This is a genomic window from Pseudarthrobacter siccitolerans (genome assembly GCF_030823375.1).
Lineage (GTDB): Bacteria > Actinomycetota > Actinomycetes > Actinomycetales > Micrococcaceae > Arthrobacter > Arthrobacter siccitolerans_A.
This window is the reverse complement of record NZ_JAUSXB010000001.1, coordinates 95,433-112,312: the sequence shown is the minus strand read 5'-3', so window position 1 is coordinate 112,312 and position 16,880 is coordinate 95,433. Positions and strand designations below refer to the sequence as shown.

Sequence of the window (16,880 nt, the reverse complement as noted above, 5' to 3'; positions counted from 1 at the left end):
AGATCAATAAGGAGAACGGGGACGACATGTCTGAATCCGTTAACTTGCCCGCCCTCGGTGAGAGCGTCACCGAAGGAACCGTCACCCGCTGGCTCAAGCAGGTAGGTGACCGGGTAGAGGTGGACGAGCCGCTGCTCGAGGTCTCCACCGACAAAGTAGACACTGAAATCCCCTCTCCTGTCGCCGGCGTGATTGAGGAAATCCTGGTCGCCGAGGACGAGACCGCCGAGGTGGGCGCTCCCCTGGTCCGCATTGGCGACGGTTCCGGCGGCGGTGCCCCCGCGGCTGCACCCGCCGAAGAAGCTCCGGCACAGGAAGCTCCCGCTGCCGCACCCGCCGAAGAAGCACCTGCCCAGGAAGCTCCGGCCCAGTCTGCACCTGCAGCACCCGCGGCAGAGGCACCGGCAGCCGGCGGCGGCGAAGGCCACGAGGTCACCCTCCCGGCCCTGGGTGAAAGCGTCACCGAAGGCACCGTCACCCGCTGGCTGAAGGCCGTTGGCGATTCCGTCGAAGTTGACGAGCCCCTCCTGGAAGTATCCACCGACAAGGTGGACACCGAAATCCCGTCCCCCGTTGCCGGCACCCTGCAGGAGATCCGCGTCAACGAAGACGAAACCGCAGAGGTCGGTTCCGTCCTGGCCGTCATCGGTTCCGGAGCCGCAGCTGCTCCCGCCGAAGCACCCTCCACCGATGCCCCGGCACAGGAAGCTCCGGCCCAGGAAGCCCCCGCAGCTGCAGCGCCGAAGGCCGAAGCACCCGCCCCGCAGGCAGCACCGGCACCCGCACCTGCAGCAGCACCGGCACCCGCAGCGGCCCCGGCCCCCGCATCCGCGCCTGCTGAGTCCGCACCGGCAACTGGCGGCTCCGACTCCGGTTACGTCACTCCCCTGGTCCGCAAGCTGGCCAACCAGCACGGCGTGGACATCGCATCGCTCTCCGGCACCGGCGTGGGCGGACGCATCCGCAAGCAGGACGTCATCGCCGCTGCCGAAGCCAAGGCTGCTCCCGCTGCAGCCCCGTCGGCAGCACCCGCCGCGTCCGCTCCGGCAGCATCCAATGCCGCTGTATCCTCGCTGCGCGGCACCACGCAGAAGGCACCACGCATCCGCCAGGTCATCGCCCGCCGCATGCGCGAGTCCCTCGAAATCTCCACGCAGCTGACCCAGGTCCATGAAGTGGACATGACCAAGGTGGCCAAGCTCCGCGCCCGCGCCAAGAACTCGTTCCAGGCCCAGAACGGCGTCAAGCTGACGTTCCTGCCGTTCATCGCCAAGGCCGTCGCCGAGGCACTCAAGCAGCACCCCAAGCTCAACGCTGCTTACGACGAGGACAAGCAGGAGATCACCTACCACAACGCCGAGCACCTGGCCATCGCCGTCGACACCGACAAGGGCCTGCTGGTCCCGGTCATTTCCGACGCCGGCAACCTGAACCTTGCCGGGCTGGCCGGCAAGATCGCCGACGTCGCCGGCCGCACCCGCGGCGGTAAGATCGGCCCGGACGAACTGTCCGGCGGTACCTTCAGCATCACCAACATCGGTTCAGTCGGAGCCCTGTTCGACACCCCGATCATCAACCAGCCGCAGGTGGGCATCCTCGGCACCGGCGCCATCGTCAAGCGCGCCGTGGTTGTTGCCGACGAGAACGGTGACGACTCGATCGCCATCCGCTCCATGATGTACCTGTCGCTGACGTACGACCACCGCCTGGTGGACGGCGCGGACGCCGGCCGGTTCCTCCAAACCCTGAAGGCACGCCTCGAAGAGGGCGCCTTCGAGGCGGACCTGGGGCTGTAGCAGCCAACTAGCGCACGACGGCGGTGCAGGCAGCGGTGGGAAACCAGCGCCAGTCCTGCACCGCCGTCGCGTTTAACAGCACGAAGCCCAGCAAGCCGGCCTCAACCGGCCGCGGAGGGATGAACCACCCCCGCGGAACTACTACAAGCTGTAGAACCTCTGGTTACACTGGTCCCATGAACATCGTCTATAACATCGTGGTTTTCCTGCACATCGTCGGCGCCGCCATGATCGTGGGCATCTGGATCGGCCAGATGAAAAATCCCACCGTCCACCCCCGCCAGTTCGACGGCGCCATGCTCCAGCTCCTCACCGGCATCGCCCTGATGGGCCTGATCCCGGCCCTGGACATTGACGCCAACTACGTCAAGCTGGGCATCAAGTTCGCCATCGCCCTCGTTGTTGGCGTGCTGGCGTTTATCGGCCGCCGGAAGTACAAGAACAACGAGCCGGTCAGCAAGGGCCTGGCTCACGGCGTGGGCGGCCTGGCGCTGCTGAACGTGGCTATTGCCACCATCTGGCAGTAACCCGCTTCCACTGGAGCCACAACGACGGCGGCGCCCCCTTCAAAAGGGCGCCGCCGTCGTCGTTTTAAGCATTGGTCACAATCCTCTGACAGCGGACAGCTGATGCACCGCCGGGTGGAAGTCCCTAGGATGGGGAACGGCGGGGTGAGGCAGCAGCCTGCCCCGGTAATGATCAATCTGAGGAGTGAACATGGCAGCAACACGTTCAGCAAATGCAGTATGGAACGGCAACCTGACCGAGGGTTCCGGTACCACCAGCCTGGCCACCTCAGGCCTTGGCACTTTTGACGTCACTTGGAAGGCCCGCACGGAAGCGGCCAACGGCAAAACAAGCCCGGAGGAGCTCATCGCCGCGGCCCACGCCGCCTGCTTCTCCATGGCCTTCAGCAATGAGCTCGCAAACGCAGGCCACACACCCGAGGAAGTCCGCACCAAGGCCGACGTAACGTTCGTCCCCGGCACCGGCATCACCGGCAGCCACCTCACGATGTCAGCGCGGGTCCCCGGCATTTCCGAGGATGAGTTCCAGAAGATCGCAGCGGACGCCAAGGTCGGCTGCCCGGTCTCCGGCGCCCTCGCCAGCATCGACATCACGCTGGACGCTACGCTCGAATCCTGATCGCTCCGCGACAGTAAACAATAAAAGGCCCTGCCTCACCGGAATGTTCCGGTCAGGCAGGGCCTTTTTGGTTTGGCTACGCGTCGGTCCGCTGGCGCGCCGGCAACGGTGCCGGGCGGAGCCGGCGGTACCCCTCACGGGCCGGCGGCCGGTCAGTGGGAAGCTCCTGCACCATCTCCTTCAGCGCACCAATGCCGTATTCAAGTTGCGGATCCCGCCCCGCGGCGTAGGCGTGCGGCGGGTAGGCCACTTCAATGTCCGGGTCCACGCCGTAGTTCTCGACGCTCCAGCCAACGCCGCCGCCGAACCAGTTCGCGTACCGCGGCTGCGTGACGCCCGTGCCGTCGGCCAGGGAGAACCTGTTGTCAATGCCCACCACACCGCCCCAGGTGCGCGTTCCGATCACCGGTCCGATGCCGCGCAGCTTGGACACCTGGGTGATGATGTCACCGTCGGAACCGGCAAACTCGTCGGCGAGGATAATGACCGGCCCGCGCGGGGCGTGGTGCGGATAGGTCCGCGGCTTTTCGCCCCGCGGCATGCTCCAGCCGGTGACCTTGCGGCCGATCAGCTCGGCCACCAGCTGGGAGGTGTGCCCGCCGCGGTTGCGCCGTACGTCCACAATGAGGCCGTCCAGCGCCGTTTCCGTATCGAGGTCGCGGTGGAGCTGCGCCCAGCCGTTGGCCATCATGTCCGGGATGTGCAGGTACCCGAACGTGCCGCCGGACGCCTCACGCACCGTCCGCCGGTTCGAGGCCACCCATTCCTGGTACCGCAGGCGCTCCTCATCCTTCACCGGAACGACGGCGACCCGCCGCTGCCTGCCGGCCCGTTCGCCGTGCGCGGCGCCGTTGAGCAGCGTCAGTTCCACGGCACGGCCGGCGGCTCCCACCAGCTGCATGGCCGGCGTGACCGACCCGGACAGCGGAACGCCGTCGATGGCAAGCAGGATGTCACCGGCCCTGGCGCCCACGCCGGGCCTTGTCAGCGGAGACGTTGCCAGCGGGTCCGAGGACTCGCCGGCAAGGATGCGGGTGATTTCCCAACCGGCGGCGGTGAGTGAAAGGTCCGCGCCGAGCCTGCCCTGGCCGTGGCTGCCGTTTTCGGTGACGGCAGCCGGGCGGACGTAGGCGTGGGAGGTGCCCAGTTCGCCGTGCAGCTCCCAGAGGAGGTCCACCAGGTCGTCGTGCGAGCCCAGGCGGTCCACGAGCGGACGGTAGCGCTTGTGAACCGACTCCCAGTCCTGCCCGGCCATGTCTTCGGCCCAGAAGAAGTCGCGCTGCAGGCGCCATGCTTCATCGAATGCCTGGCCCCAGACACGGAGCGGCTCCATCATCACTCTGATGCGGCCCAGGTCCACCTTGACCAGATCGCCCGATTCCTCGTCCACCTTTTTGTCGGCGGGGACAACGGTGACCTTCTTGTCGGATACCAGCACCACTTTGCTGCGGTCGCCGGAGAGCCGGAAGCTGTCCACCGCCTCCACCAAGGTGGTCTGCTTGCGGCGGACCAGGTCGAAACGCGACAGGCTGGGCCGTTCGTCCTTCTCGTCCTGGCTGGCTTTGCCGTCACCGGTCACGCCGGCGAGGGCCCAGTCGAGCCACAGCAAGGCACCGTCGGCGGCCTTCAGGGATGTGTAGTTGCCTTGGGGCACGGGGACCCCGATGACCCGGTGGGCGAGGCCTTCCGGATCCACAGTGACCTCCGGAGCGGCCGCATCATCCTGGGTCGGCTCCACTTCAGCCGCGGTCTCCTCCCTTGCATCCGGGTCCACCGACGGACCAAAGGGCGACGGCGTGTCGGCAGCCAGTGCCACGAGGTAGGGCTTGATGGGGCTGGGGAAGGAGAGGTCGAAGGAGTGCCCGTCATAGACGGGGTCGAAGCTGCGGTTCGACAGGAACGACAGGAACTTTCCGTCCGGAGTGAAGGCCGGAGACGTGTCCCGGAACCGGCCATCCGTGACGTCCACCGGGACCGCGCCGGGATCCGCCACCTTTGCGAGGCGGAGCCGGCTGCGAGACCCGAAGGAGGTGACCGGCTCGGACCATACCAGCCACCGCGAGTCCCCGGACCAGGCGAGGTCAGAAACGGTGCCTTCGCCGATGCTGGCCACCAGCGTCAGTTCCCCGCTCCGGGTGTTGACCGCGTACACCTCGCCGAACGATGTGCCCAGCGCGAGCCACTCACCGTCCGGGCTTGCCTCCAGCGAGCTGGTCCGGGTGGGATGGGGAAAGCCGACGCGCAGCACTTCGGCCTGCGAGTTTTCCCCTGCCTGCCCCGTTATCGCGGCGTTTGCCCCGGCAACCAAGTTGCCACCCTCCGGGGCGACGTCCGCCTGCTGGTCATCCCTGGGCGCTGGCATCGAGGTGCCCGCTCCCAGGACTGCAGCGCCGGCAGCCGGGACAGGCTGCGGCAAGGGCACTTGGTCCTCGTCCCGGCCGGGTACGGGGGCAGCTGCTGCAGCGTCCGGACGCCCTGCGGTTGTGGCAGCGCCTGCGGCGGCGGGGGCTCCAGTGCCGGGGACAGGCGCGGCGACATTCTTGATGAACAGCGCTTCGACGCCGTCATGATCGGCGACGTAGGCCAGCCGCCCGCCCTTCAGCGGCCTGGGCAGGCGTGCACGGACTCCCGGTGTTGCTTCGATGATTCGGGCGGGCCCGTCCTTGTGCCGGAGCCAGGAGATGGTGCCGTGGGCCTCCACCGCGCTGGCCGAGCCGGCTACGTCCGGGGCTACCTCGGCGAGGTGTTTGACTGTGTTAAGCAGGGCCGACCGCCTCGACTGCGAAGCAGAGCCCAGGGTGATGTCCAGCCGCACGGCCTCGGACCCGAGCCCGGGAACCATCCACAGTTCGCCGGCGGACTCGAAAACGATCCGCTTCCCGTCGGTGCTGGCGTGGCGGACATAGAAATCCTCATGGTCCGTGTGGCGCTGCAGGTCCTTTCCGTTCGGCAGCACTGAATAGAGGTTGCCGTAGCCCTCGTGGTCCGACAGGAACGCGATGCGGCCGTCCACCCACAGGGGATCGGCGAGGTTGCCATCGAGGTCCGGCAGCAGGCGCTCAAACTCACCGTTGCCGTCGTTATCAATCCAGAGCTTTCCTGCGGTGCCGCCGCGGTAGCGCTTCCACCAGGCGGGCTCGCGGGACAGGACACTGCCGACCACGACGGGCCGCTCGTCGCCCACCTCGGGGCCGAAGGCCACCGACTCAACCGGGCCAAATGGCAGTTCTTCCGCCCAGCCGCCGTCGAGGGGGACGCTGTAGGCGTGCGTGTGCCGGCTTTCGGCCTGGCGGAAGGCGCTGGTGACCACTACCGAGCCGTTGGCCGTGAAGCCTTTGACCCTGGTGGTGCTGTGGCCAAAGTACGTGAGCTGCCGGTAATCGCCGCCGTCCACTGCCGCGGACACCACCTCCGGCGCCGTTCCCTGGACCACCGTCCACACGAGCCTCTGTCCGTCGGGGGTGAAGCGGGGGTTGCGGGCAGGCAGCTGGAGCGAGGAGACACGCCAGGCGCGGCCGCCGCCCAGGGGCGCAATCCACACGTCGTCCTCGGCCACGAAGGTGACCAGATCGCCGTGCAGGTGCGGGTAACGGAAGTAGCTCGAAGAGGTCATCGTTCGATCATAGTCAACCCCCGGGCGGCCCTGCCGGAGGTTCCTGCGCCGCGGCAGCCGTGGTGTGATGGACCCCATGCGCATAGTCATCGCCGGGGCCTCCGGGCTGATCGGAACCCACATGTCCGCAACTTTCCGCGATGCCGGACATCAGGTCGTTTCCCTCGTCAGGCGCGAGCCCTCCTCAGCGGCGGAAGTCCGCTGGAACCCCGCCGCCGGGGAACTGGACCCGAGGGCATTGGCCGGAGCCGACGCCGTTGTTAATCTTTCCGGCGCCGGCATCGGGGACAGGCCATGGACGCGCGGGCGGGTTGAGGAGCTTCTCAAGTCGCGCCTCGACGCCACACGGACCCTCACCCAGGCAATGGGCCAGCTGGATTCCCCGCCACAAGTATTTGTCAGCCAATCCGGCGCCAACTACTACGGCGATGCCGGAAACACAGTGCTTCGGGAAAATGCGCCGCAAGGAACCGGAACGCTGGCGCGGATTTGTGGTGAGTGGGAGGCGGCTTCCGCCACCGCTCCCCCGGGCGTGCGGGTGGTGAATCCGCGGACAGCCGTGGTCCTCAGCCGTTCCGGCGGGGCCCTGGGCAGGCTGCTCCCCCTGATACGGCTGGGTGTGGGCGGGCCTTTGGGGAACGGCCGTCAATTTTGGCCCTGGGTCACCCTGCCGGATGTTTCGGCGGCCTTCCTGTTCCTGCTGCAGTCAGATCTGAGCGGGCCGGTCAACCTTTGTGCGCCGGAGGAGGCCGACGTCAACACCCTTGTGGCCGCCTTGGCCCGTGCCCTGCACCGGCCCGCCGCCCTGCGGGTCCCGGCCCCGGTGCTGCGGCTTGCCATGCGTAACCTGGCCGACGAGTTGCTGCTCGCCAGCCAGCGGATGGAACCCGACCGGCTGTCGTCTGCGGGATTCACCTGGCAGCATCCAACACTGGAGCAAGCCGTGCAGTGGGTGGTTGGCAAGGAGTAGGGGGCACCCGGTCCGGGGCCACCGGACAGGTCAAGCGCCGGGAAGGATTTCGCTGACCAGCCACTTGCCGTCAACTGACACGAGGACCACCCGGAGCCGCTGTTCCGCGCCGGCGTTGCCCGTTGCAACCACAGCACCCCGGGCGTCCTTCTCCTCGTAGGCGGATGAGGAGGACGTCACCGCAACCACGGTGCGGGCTGCTGTTCCACCCTCCTCCGCTGCCAGGTGCGACAGGGTGCTGGAAAATCCGGCCAGGGTGTGACCCGATAACTTCAAGCGCTCACGGATTTGCTGGTCTGCGGCCGCCGCACCGGACCCGGGATGGTTCACCTCTTCCAGCAGTTCCAGCCGCCCTGAACTGAAAGCCAGTGACCTCAGTGTTGACAGGCCCTGGAGGGCCACGCCGGGATCAGGTGATCCTGCCTGCTGCCGTGCGGCATCGGCCGGATCTGGTTGCTGTCGTTCCTCTACAGGATGCGGTTCCGCGCCGGCAGCTCCGGTTCCGGGACTTTGGCTGGCGGGCGGGAAACCGGGTCCTGCCGCTGTAACTACCGCTCCGGAGAGCCAGCAGGCGGCTGCAGCGGCGGCTATGGCGATGGCCGCGGCGGCAGAAGCCCGACGCCGCACCGGCCCGCCGCGTTCCCGCTGGCTGTGCCGGCCCTTCCGCTGGTCCCCCGCGGCCCGGTCCCCCATGGCCCGGTCCGCCATGGGCCTGTCTTCCGTGGGCCGGTCCGCCATGGCGTCGTCCTCCTTGGCCTGTTCCCCCATAGCTCGTTCCGGCGGGGCCTGATTCGCCGATGCCCGCTCCCCCTTGGCCTGGTCCATCGAATCGTCGTCCGCCGCAGCGCCGTCCGCTGCGGGCAAGCCGCGGTTCGACGTCGGGAATCGCTCCGTCAGCGGGCCGGCGAACAAGCCGGACCATTTCGACGTCGTCAGGCGCCTGTGCAGGCCATCGAGCCTTTCGCGGAGCCCGCTGGGCGGTGCGGCCGCGTGCAGGCGCGTCACCAGCTCAGGGAGGACCGTGTGGTGGACCGCGGGCGCGAGGTCAAGGGGCAACGGTGATGCGCTCCGGTATACGGCCGTCCCCAGGGCTGCTGCCGTCGGCCGGAGCCGCCGGTCTTCGTTGAGCCCGGACTCCAAGGCAGCGGCGAGCTCCCGGGGGACCTCGGGAATCAGGAGGGTCAGCGGCGGACGGTCCGCCGATCGTTCCGGCGGTGTCCCGGTGAGGCAGAACCAGCCCAGGGCGGCCGCTGAATAGACGTCGCATTCGGGTTGAAGGCCAGCCCGGACGGCGTCCACCGGCGCCGGGTCCATAAAACCGGGTGTGCCCCGCCCCGGGGCGGAAGCAGGATCGCCAAGCATCCGAGCGATGCCGACGTCGGACAGCATCGGCTTCCCCTGAAAGGTAAACAGGACGTTGCCCGGCGAGACATCAGCATGTGTGAACCCCTTGCTGTGCAGGTATCCGAGCACCTGGGCGACGGGAGTCAATACTGTCACTGTCTCACCGACGCTGAGCCTGCCCCTGGCCGCCACCAGGTCACCGAGCGAACCGGCGGGCGCGTAGTCCATGAGCAGGGCGGTGTTACCGTCAGCCCCGTCTTCCAGGGTCACGGCGCTTTGGGCCTTGATGAGGTGGGGATGGTCCAGGACGGACAAGATGCGGATCTCGCGGCGGATGCCCTCTTCCGTCATTGCTTCCCCGCGTGCTGCCCTCCGCGCGGCCCGGCGGAAGCACTTCAGGGCAAACTCCCGGCCGGTCCGTTCCTCCTTGACCAGCCAGACCGAGGAGCTGCCCCCCTGGCCGAGCAACCGCCCCACGGCGTAGCCGGGGACCCTTGGGCGCTGCAATTCTTCCATGACCTATGTCTAGCCGAATCCGCAACAGCGTGCAGAAGTTATCCACAGGCACTGGTCCCGGCCCGCCCCAGGAGTTTCCGCGGCTCAAGGGGCTGGCTCACAGCCCGGGGTGAGCTTCAGCACTAAACCGGGTGTGCAGCCGCCCAAGGTCTAAGCTGGATGCCATGACTCTTGAGTTTTCACAGCTGGGTCTTGCTCCGGACTTTGTGGACTACACCCGCGGTTGGGCCATTCAGAGCGAACTCCATGACAACGTCGTCGCCGACAAGGCGCCAAGCACTGTCCTTCTCCTGGAACACGCCCCTGTCTACACGGCCGGTAAACGGACCGAGGACCACGAACGGCCTTTCGACGGCACTCCCGTGGTCCCAGTGGACCGCGGCGGCAAGCTCACCTGGCACGGCCCGGGCCAGCTGGTGGGGTACCCCATCATCAAGCTGAAGAACCGCGCGGGCATCCGGGACTATGTGGAACGCCTCGAATCCGTGATCATCACCGTCCTCGCCGACTACGGCATCCAGGCCGTCCGGATCAAAGGCCGTGCCGGAGTATGGCTCACGGCGGACGAAAAAGGCCCGGACAGGAAGATCGCTGCCATCGGCATCCGGGTGCACGAGGGTGTCACCATGCACGGCTTTGCCATCAACTGCAACAACGATCTCTCCCCTTATTCCCAGATCATCGCCTGCGGCATCACAGATGCCGGCGTGACCACCATCGCCCAGGAAACCGGTTATGACGTTGCCCCGGCGGACCTCGTTTCCCGGATCACCGAAGAACTGCGCAAGAATGAAGACGCCCTGGTCGCTACCCCCGAAGGAGCTCTACTGTGACATTGGCACCTGAAGGCCGGAAGCTTTTGCGCGTTGAACAGCGCAACTCGGCTGTCCCGGTGGAGCGCAAGCCGGACTGGATCAAGGCCAAGGTCCAGATGGGCCCCGAATTCGTCGGGTTGAAGAACCTGGTGAAGAAGGAAGGCCTGCACACCGTGTGTGAGGAGGCCGGCTGCCCCAACATCTTTGAATGCTGGGAGGACAAGGAAGCCACCTTCCTGATCGGCGGGTCCGAATGCACCCGGCGCTGTGATTTCTGCCAGATCGATACCGGCAAACCCTCCCCGGTGGACCGGTTCGAACCCACCAAGGTGGCCAGGTCCGTGCAGGCCATGCAGCTGCGCTACGCCACCGTCACCGGCGTGGCCAGGGACGACCTCGAGGACGAGGGTGTGTGGCTGTACGCAGAGACGGTCCGCAAGATCCACGAACTGAACCCCGGCACCGGGGTGGAGCTGCTGATCCCGGACTTCTCCGGCAAACCCGAACACATCGCCGCGATCTGCGATTCCAAGCCCGAGGTGTTCGCCCACAACGTGGAGACGGTGCCGAGGATTTTCAAGCGGATCCGGCCGGCGTTCCGCTACGAACGGTCCCTTGATGTAATCACGCAGGGCCGGAACCTGGGCATGGTGACCAAGTCCAACCTGATCCTGGGCATGGGCGAAACCCGCGAAGAGATCTCCGAGGCGCTCAAAGACCTGCACGAGGCCGGGTGCGACCTGATCACCATCACCCAGTACCTGCGCCCGAGTGAACGGCACCTGCCGGTGGACCGGTGGGTCAAGCCGCAGGAATTCGTGGACCTGCAGCAGGAAGCGGACGAGATCGGCTTCCTCGGGGTGATGTCCGGCCCGCTGGTCCGTTCCTCCTACCGCGCCGGCCGGCTCTGGGCCACCGCCATGCGGAAGAAAGGCTGGGAGATCCCCGCCGAACTCGCCCACATCGAGTCCTCCGGCAGCACCCGCCAGGAAGCCAGCTCACTGCTCGCCGCTCATTCCTGACGCAAACACCCCTGACGCCAAAAAGGCTGTCCCCCGAAGGGCCGGTACCGGAGAACTCCGGTGCCGGCCCTTCGGCTTTGGTCACGTAGAATTGAGGCACTATGGCGAAATCCCCTGATTCCAGCAACTCCACTCCGGCTGCCTCCGGCGAGCCGAAGCGTGGCATCTTCTCCCGCAAGCCGAAAGAAGCGAAGGTCAAGAAGCCCAACCGGCTCAAGCAGATCGGCGAAGTCTTTAACATGACCCGCCGTCATGACCCCATGGTCCCATGGCTGATGCTGCTGGTCTTCCTCGGTGTCGTGGCTGTCAGCTTCCTGGTGGGATTCTGGCTGGAGAACTGGATCACTGGCCTGATCATCGGCATCCCGCTGGGCCTGCTGGGTGCCACGCTGATCCTGTCGCGCCGTGCCGAGCGCGCCGCCTTCGCCCAGATCGAAAACCAGCCGGGCGCCTCCGGCGCTGCCTTGGGGACGCTCCGCCGGGGCTGGGTCACCGAGGAACAGCCCGTTGCCGTCAACCCCCGCACGCAGGACGCCGTATTCCGCGCCATCGGCCGTCCCGGCATCGTGCTTGTCAGCGAAGGACCCAGCCACCGCGTCAAGCCGCTGCTGGACGCAGAACGCAAGCGGCTCGCACGTATCCTGCCCAACGTCACCGTCCACGTGATTGAAAGCGGGCGCGGCGAGGGCCAGGTGCCCATCAGCCAGGTGGCCAAGAAGATGGGCAAGCTGAAGAACGAACTGACCAAGCTCGAGGTCAATGCCGTGTCCAAGCGGATCGCTTCGCTGGGCAACCGGCTCCCCATTCCCAAAGGCATCGACCCCTACAAAGCCCGCCCCAACCGCGGACGCTAGGCCAAGCGCCCCGGTATCCGGCTACCTGCCGGTACCGGGGCTTTTTAGTGCACCAACACCGCCAGGAGGACAGGACAGCGTGAACCACAACAACCTGACGCAGGACCAGACGGACGTTCATCAAGTCAACGGGGACCGGACGGGCGAGGACAATCCAACCCCCGTCCAGCCCGTGGGCGCCGTTAAAGCCCTGGTGCTCCGGGCCTTCCGGATTCTCGCCGTCGCTGAAGCCTTCAGCTGGGCGGCGCTCCTGGCCGGCATGTATTTCAAGTGGATTGCGGGCACCACGGAAATTGGCGTCCAGGTGGCCGGGCCCGTCCACGGAGCTTTGTTCGTTGGCTACGGAATCACAGTGCTGGCGCTCTGGCGGCTCCAGCGCTGGCCCTTCGTGGTGGCGGTCTTCGCCGGAATTTCCGCCGTCTTCCCCTTTGCCACGCTCTGGTTCGAGCGCTGGGCCGGCAAGCGGGGACACCTTCCCGCCGCCGCATCCGAGGCCGCAGCTGCCCAGGAAACCAGCCGGGTCTGAAGCACGGGTTCCTACCGGCGCAGCAGCAGCGTATCCATCGCCTTGTCGTGGAGGCCTCGATGGTCCGGGTCGAAAATGACGGCGGGGACCACCAGGCAGAGCAACAGCGACCTCACGAGGGCCGCCAGCGGTCCCGGCGCTCCGCCCCCGGCCCGCACCACATGAATGCCCGTGACACGGTGGCCGATGCTGTAGCCGAGCGTGCCCACCAGGAGGATCTGCTCGACGGCGAAGACCGCCAGCGTTGCCCAGGCGTCGCCGCCGAACGCGAAGTTGCTGATCAGCAGCGCGATGCCCCAGTCGATCATGATGGCAAGGATCCGGCGGCCTGCCCGGGCGATGGAACCGGGCCCGGCCTCGGGCAGTCCAAGGCGCTCACCCGGATATTTGGAAATGCCGGAGGTGTCGGGGCCGGTGAGCCAGGAACCGAGGTCTTTGCGATCTACCACCGTCCAAGTTTAGCCGGGTTCACCCGCCCACAGTGTGGAAGCGGTTAGACCACAGTGTGGACGGCAGATAGCGTTGCCATAACAGGGCATTCTGTAACCTGCCCGAAACAATGCGGACACGGACGGGAAATGCCCCATCCATAGGCTGTTAGCAGTTTCAAGCGAATCCCCCGGCAGGGTGCACATCAGCAGGGAAACCCATTGGTCTCCCTGCCTTTGGATTGCGTTGGATCAGATGGCTGTCACGCCAGATATTTACATATGCGTTAGGAGCATAGATGTTCAAGACTGCGGACGAAGTCCTCAAGTTCATCAAGGACGAAGATATTAAGTTCGTCGATATCCGCTTCACCGATCTCCCGGGTGTCCAGCAGCACTTCAACGTGCCGGCAAAGAGCGTTGACGCTGACTTCTTCATCAACGGCCAGCTCTTCGACGGATCCTCCATCCGCGGCTTCCAAGGCATCGCCGAGTCCGACATGCAGCTGATCCCGGACGTCACCACCGCGTTCCTGGACACCTTCCGCATGGAAAAGACCCTTGCGCTGAACTTCTCCATCGTCAACCCCCGCACGGGCGACCCGTACCACCGCGACCCCCGTGGCGTGGCTGAGAAGGCCGAAGCGTACCTTGCCTCCACCGGCATCGCAGACACCGCATTCTTCGCTCCCGAAGCAGAGTTCTTCGTGTTCGACAACGTCCAGTACCAGTCCTCACCGCAGGGCAGCTTCTACAAGATCGATTCCGAGGAAGCGCACTGGAACACCGGCCGCGAGGAAGAGGGCGGAAACCTCGGCTACAAGACCCCCGTCAAGGGCGGTTACTTCCCGGTTTCCCCCACTGACAAGCAGGCTGACCTGCGCGACGCCATGTGTGTTGCCCTGGACGAAGCCGGCCTCGAGGTCGAGCGCAGCCACCACGAAGTTGGATCCGCCGGCCAGGCCGAGATCAACTACAAGTTCACCACCCTGACGCACGCTGCCGATGACCTGCAGAAGTTCAAGTACGTCATCAAGAACACCGCAGATGCCTGGGGCAAGTCCGTCACCTTCATGCCGAAGCCGGTCTTTGGCGACAACGGCTCGGGCATGCACTGCCACCAGTCGCTGTGGAGCAACGGCGACCCGCTGTTCTACGACGAGAAGGGCTACGCCGGCCTGTCCGACACCGCCCGCTGGTACATCGGTGGCCTGCTCAAGCACGCCGACGCCGTCCTCGCCTTCACCAACCCGACGGTGAACTCCTACCGCCGCCTGGTCAAGGGCTTCGAAGCCCCGGTTAACATGGTCTACTCGCAGGGCAACCGCTCCGCCGGTATCCGTATCCCCATCACGGGCACCAACCCCAAGGCCAAGCGCATCGAGTTCCGCGCACCGGACCCCTCCTCCAACCCGTACCTGGCCTTCGCTGCCCAGCTGATGGCCGGCATCGACGGCATCCGCAACCGCATCGAACCGCCGGCACCGATCGACAAGGACCTCTACGAGCTCCCCGCAGAAGAAGCCAAGGACATCCCCAAGGCTCCGGGCACGCTTGAGGAAGCCCTGGAGGCCCTGGCCGAGGACAACGAGTTCCTGCAGGCCGGCGGCGTCTTCACCCAGGACCTGATCGACACCTGGATCGAGTACAAGTACGAGAACGAGATCCGCCCGCTGTCGCTGCGCCCGAACCCCTACGAGTTCGAGCTCTACTACGGCGTCTAGTCGGATCATGCGGCGAAAGCGGGCATGATCCGCGGGCAGTCCGCAAATCTTCATACGGAAAGGCCGGCCTCAAAAGTTAACCCTTTGAGGCCGGCCTTTCTGCTGCATAAAGCGGCTGCCCAATTCAACGCATGATTAAGAGCGGCCCTGGGTTGCGCGGCGTCAACCCGCCGGCTCTGCCAGTTCTTCATTGCCCAGAGTTGATGGCTGCACGGCGACCTTGGCGAACGCAGTTGGCAGTCCGGCCTCGGAAGAAGCGAGGATAATAGTGGTGCGCTCCGCTACGTCCGCGTTGCTTGTGTCCGCGTTGTACAGCGCATCCGCTTCACCCTTCAGCCCCTCGCCTTCAGCCGCATCCAAGGTCCGGCCATCCATGGACCACTTGTAGTCGTAGCTGTACGTGGGCGCCCAGCCGTGGATGGCATCGGCAACACTGGAAAACGTGAACTGGCGCCCGTCTTCACTGAAGGCGCTCACCATGTACATATTGACGGGTAGCGTACCTTTGCGGTTGTCCACGTCCGCCACGAGATATGAAACGGGCTCCGCACCGACTTTGACCCTGTAGGCCTCGATTGCCGCCACAGCAGGGTCCGTCGCGGGTGTCGGCAGCGTGAAAGCAATATCGGCACCCGACGCTGTTGTGAGCTTGTACCGACCTCCGGGCACGGCAGCCGGTGTTGCCGTGCCCGGCGGTGAATCGGACTTTGTGCCCGCCGCTCCGGCCGTCGGGGCGTCTTGCACGGGTGCCGGCGCTGAACATGCTGCGAGCACCAGCGCAAGGGCCGGAAGGGCGATCCTGATCCGCTTCATAGTTACCCCAAAGGACGATTTGTAGTCCTCAGCATAAGGGCCGGAAGCGGAGTGCGGAAGTGCCTGGATGGCCGGGAGTTATTGGCCCCCGTCAATCCGCTGCGGAAGGTGGGAATCCGGCTCCAGACGTGCTGAGACCGGGAGCCGGACCCCCTGGCGGATGTTCCTCGAGACGAAGACTAAAGTAGCCTTCCCCCCAACAAGGTTTGAAGAACACCGCCAATCCACATGATCTGCCAATCCGCGACCGAGTGCAACGCCGCGCCATATGGTTACGGCGGGTCACCCGCAGCAAACCCCCGGAACATCGTCCGCTGGGGGCCTGCCGCCCCGCCCACGTATTGTCCCCGGTCTTCGAACCCGGCGCGACGGTAGGCGGCCAGGCCTCCGGGATTGGCTTCATTGACGGAGAGGACGACGCCGGCCTCCCCGGTCCCGTGCCGGCGGCTCAGCTTTTCCGCGGCCGCCACGGCGGCGGCAGCAGCGAGCGGACCATAGCCTTTGCCCTGCTGGCGCCTGTCGATGAGGAAACCGCGCAGCAGCCAGGCCGAGTCGTCGTCCGGCCATCCGGCAAGCCGGGCCGCCCCCGCCTGCAGCGTGAGTACCCCCAGGGCCTGGCCATTGGATTCAATCACGTAGGGACGGCGCGACTCCTCAGCCAGCCCGGCCAGGACCATCCGCAGCGGATCGCCAACAAACTTGTCCTGCCCCGGCCCAAGTTCAAGTCCGGCCACTGCCTCCAGCTGGATGGCGCGGGCATCGTCGTCAAGGTCCTTGAGTGGGATGAGCCAGACACCCAGGCCCTGGCCGTTCAGGACTGCGGGCCGGTGGAACCTTCGTCCGCGGATTCGGCCGGCGGACCTGCCGGGTCCATCCAGAGGACCTCCCACAGGTGTCCGTCCGGGTCCTGGAAGCTGTGGTTGTACATAAAGCCGTAGTCCTGGGGGTCCTGGGACGCGGAGCCGCCGTTTGCCAGCGCAGTCCGTACTGCCTCGTCCACGGCTTCCCTGCTGTCCACGGAGTAGGCGATGATCGCCTCCGTCGTACCTTTGGTGCCGGCGATTTCCTTGGCGGTGAACGTTTTGAAGAACGCCTCCACCAGGAGCATCACATAGGCGTTCTCGTTAACGACCATGCATGTGGCATTCTCGTCCGTGAAGTCAGGGTTGAAGGTGAAGCCCAGGGCGGCAAAGAAGTCGACCGAGCGTTTCAGGTCCTGGACGGGCAGGTTAAGGAAGAGTTGGGTAGCCATCGGCCCAACCTAGCACCGGGCACTGACTGATGGCACCACTCCCCCGGCCCTGCCGGGACAT

The 16,880-nt window shown here is 66.0% G+C and carries 15 protein-coding genes; 9 read left to right on the top strand and 6 right to left on the bottom strand.

Annotated elements, in window-relative coordinates; genetic code table 11:
* The first annotated feature begins 26 nt into the window (after window positions 1-26).
* The 3 genes from sucB (at window position 27) to QFZ36_RS00485 (ending at window position 2,942) form a co-directional block, all read left to right on the top strand.
* Window positions 27-1,796 (top strand): 2-oxoglutarate dehydrogenase, E2 component, dihydrolipoamide succinyltransferase, encoded by a 1,770-nt coding sequence (sucB, locus tag QFZ36_RS00495; protein ID WP_306633023.1) that lies wholly within the window; start codon window positions 27-29, stop codon window positions 1,794-1,796.
* A gap of 176 nt (window positions 1,797-1,972) precedes the next feature.
* Window positions 1,973-2,323, top strand: a complete 351-nt coding sequence (locus QFZ36_RS00490; RefSeq protein WP_306633022.1) for a hypothetical protein — start codon at window positions 1,973-1,975, stop codon at window positions 2,321-2,323.
* Window positions 2,324-2,513: 190 nt separating this feature from the next.
* Window positions 2,514-2,942 carry an OsmC family protein gene (locus tag QFZ36_RS00485; RefSeq protein ID WP_306633021.1) on the top strand — a complete coding sequence of 143 codons (429 nt, stop codon included), beginning with the start codon at window positions 2,514-2,516 and terminating at the stop codon, window positions 2,940-2,942.
* A gap of 76 nt (window positions 2,943-3,018) precedes the next feature.
* Here the strand turns inward: QFZ36_RS00485 and QFZ36_RS00480 are convergent, their stop codons facing one another.
* The gene (locus QFZ36_RS00480; protein ID WP_306633020.1) at window positions 3,019-6,555 is read right to left on the bottom strand and encodes a S41 family peptidase; all 3,537 of its coding nucleotides are present in this window, start codon (window positions 6,553-6,555) and stop codon (window positions 3,019-3,021) included.
* A 76-nt stretch (window positions 6,556-6,631) separates the two neighbouring features.
* On the opposite strand from QFZ36_RS00480, the gene QFZ36_RS00475 reads away from it, so the two are divergent.
* Entirely contained in the window at window positions 6,632-7,525 is an 894-nt protein-coding gene (locus QFZ36_RS00475; RefSeq protein ID WP_306633018.1) for a TIGR01777 family oxidoreductase, read from the top strand.
* A 30-nt stretch (window positions 7,526-7,555) separates the two neighbouring features.
* Here the strand turns inward: QFZ36_RS00475 and QFZ36_RS00470 are convergent, their stop codons facing one another.
* Complete coding sequence (locus QFZ36_RS00470) at window positions 7,556-9,385, bottom strand: serine/threonine-protein kinase (protein WP_306633016.1); 1,830 nt, start codon at window positions 9,383-9,385, stop codon at window positions 7,556-7,558.
* 164 nt (window positions 9,386-9,549) lie between these two features.
* Between QFZ36_RS00470 and lipB the strand changes: the two genes are divergently transcribed.
* From lipB to QFZ36_RS00450, 4 genes are all read left to right on the top strand, one after another.
* On the top strand, window positions 9,550-10,218 hold the full coding sequence (gene lipB / locus QFZ36_RS00465; protein WP_306633014.1) for a lipoyl(octanoyl) transferase LipB: 669 nt from the start codon (window positions 9,550-9,552) through the stop codon (window positions 10,216-10,218).
* Entirely contained in the window at window positions 10,215-11,222 is a 1,008-nt protein-coding gene (gene lipA, locus QFZ36_RS00460) for a lipoyl synthase (RefSeq protein ID WP_306633012.1), read from the top strand. Before lipB ends, lipA begins: the two co-directional genes overlap by 4 nt.
* Before the next feature lie 101 nt (window positions 11,223-11,323).
* Window positions 11,324-12,076, top strand: coding sequence for a DUF4191 domain-containing protein (locus QFZ36_RS00455; RefSeq protein ID WP_306633010.1), 753 nt, complete (start codon window positions 11,324-11,326; stop codon window positions 12,074-12,076).
* A gap of 172 nt (window positions 12,077-12,248) precedes the next feature.
* Window positions 12,249-12,602: a DUF3817 domain-containing protein gene (locus tag QFZ36_RS00450; protein WP_373427061.1), complete on the top strand. Its 354-nt coding sequence runs from the start codon at window positions 12,249-12,251 to the stop codon at window positions 12,600-12,602.
* 11 nt (window positions 12,603-12,613) lie between these two features.
* Here the strand turns inward: QFZ36_RS00450 and QFZ36_RS00445 are convergent, their stop codons facing one another.
* Window positions 12,614-13,051, bottom strand: coding sequence for an RDD family protein (locus QFZ36_RS00445; protein ID WP_306633008.1), 438 nt, complete (start codon window positions 13,049-13,051; stop codon window positions 12,614-12,616).
* Window positions 13,052-13,329: 278 nt separating this feature from the next.
* Between QFZ36_RS00445 and glnA the strand changes: the two genes are divergently transcribed.
* Window positions 13,330-14,754: a type I glutamate--ammonia ligase gene (glnA, locus tag QFZ36_RS00440; protein ID WP_306633007.1), complete on the top strand. Its 1,425-nt coding sequence runs from the start codon at window positions 13,330-13,332 to the stop codon at window positions 14,752-14,754.
* Window positions 14,755-14,916: 162 nt separating this feature from the next.
* Here glnA and QFZ36_RS00435 read toward each other — a convergent pair whose 3' ends face one another.
* The 3 genes from QFZ36_RS00435 to QFZ36_RS00425 form a co-directional block, all read right to left on the bottom strand.
* Complete coding sequence (locus QFZ36_RS00435) at window positions 14,917-15,567, bottom strand: hypothetical protein (RefSeq protein ID WP_306633006.1); 651 nt, start codon at window positions 15,565-15,567, stop codon at window positions 14,917-14,919.
* A 272-nt stretch (window positions 15,568-15,839) separates the two neighbouring features.
* Complete coding sequence (locus QFZ36_RS00430; protein WP_373427060.1) at window positions 15,840-16,382, bottom strand: GNAT family N-acetyltransferase; 543 nt, start codon at window positions 16,380-16,382, stop codon at window positions 15,840-15,842.
* Window positions 16,379-16,819 carry a VOC family protein gene (locus tag QFZ36_RS00425; protein ID WP_306633005.1) on the bottom strand — a complete coding sequence of 147 codons (441 nt, stop codon included), beginning with the start codon at window positions 16,817-16,819 and terminating at the stop codon, window positions 16,379-16,381. The genes QFZ36_RS00430 and QFZ36_RS00425 overlap by 4 nt, the downstream gene beginning before the upstream one ends.
* Window positions 16,820-16,880 lie beyond the last annotated feature (61 nt).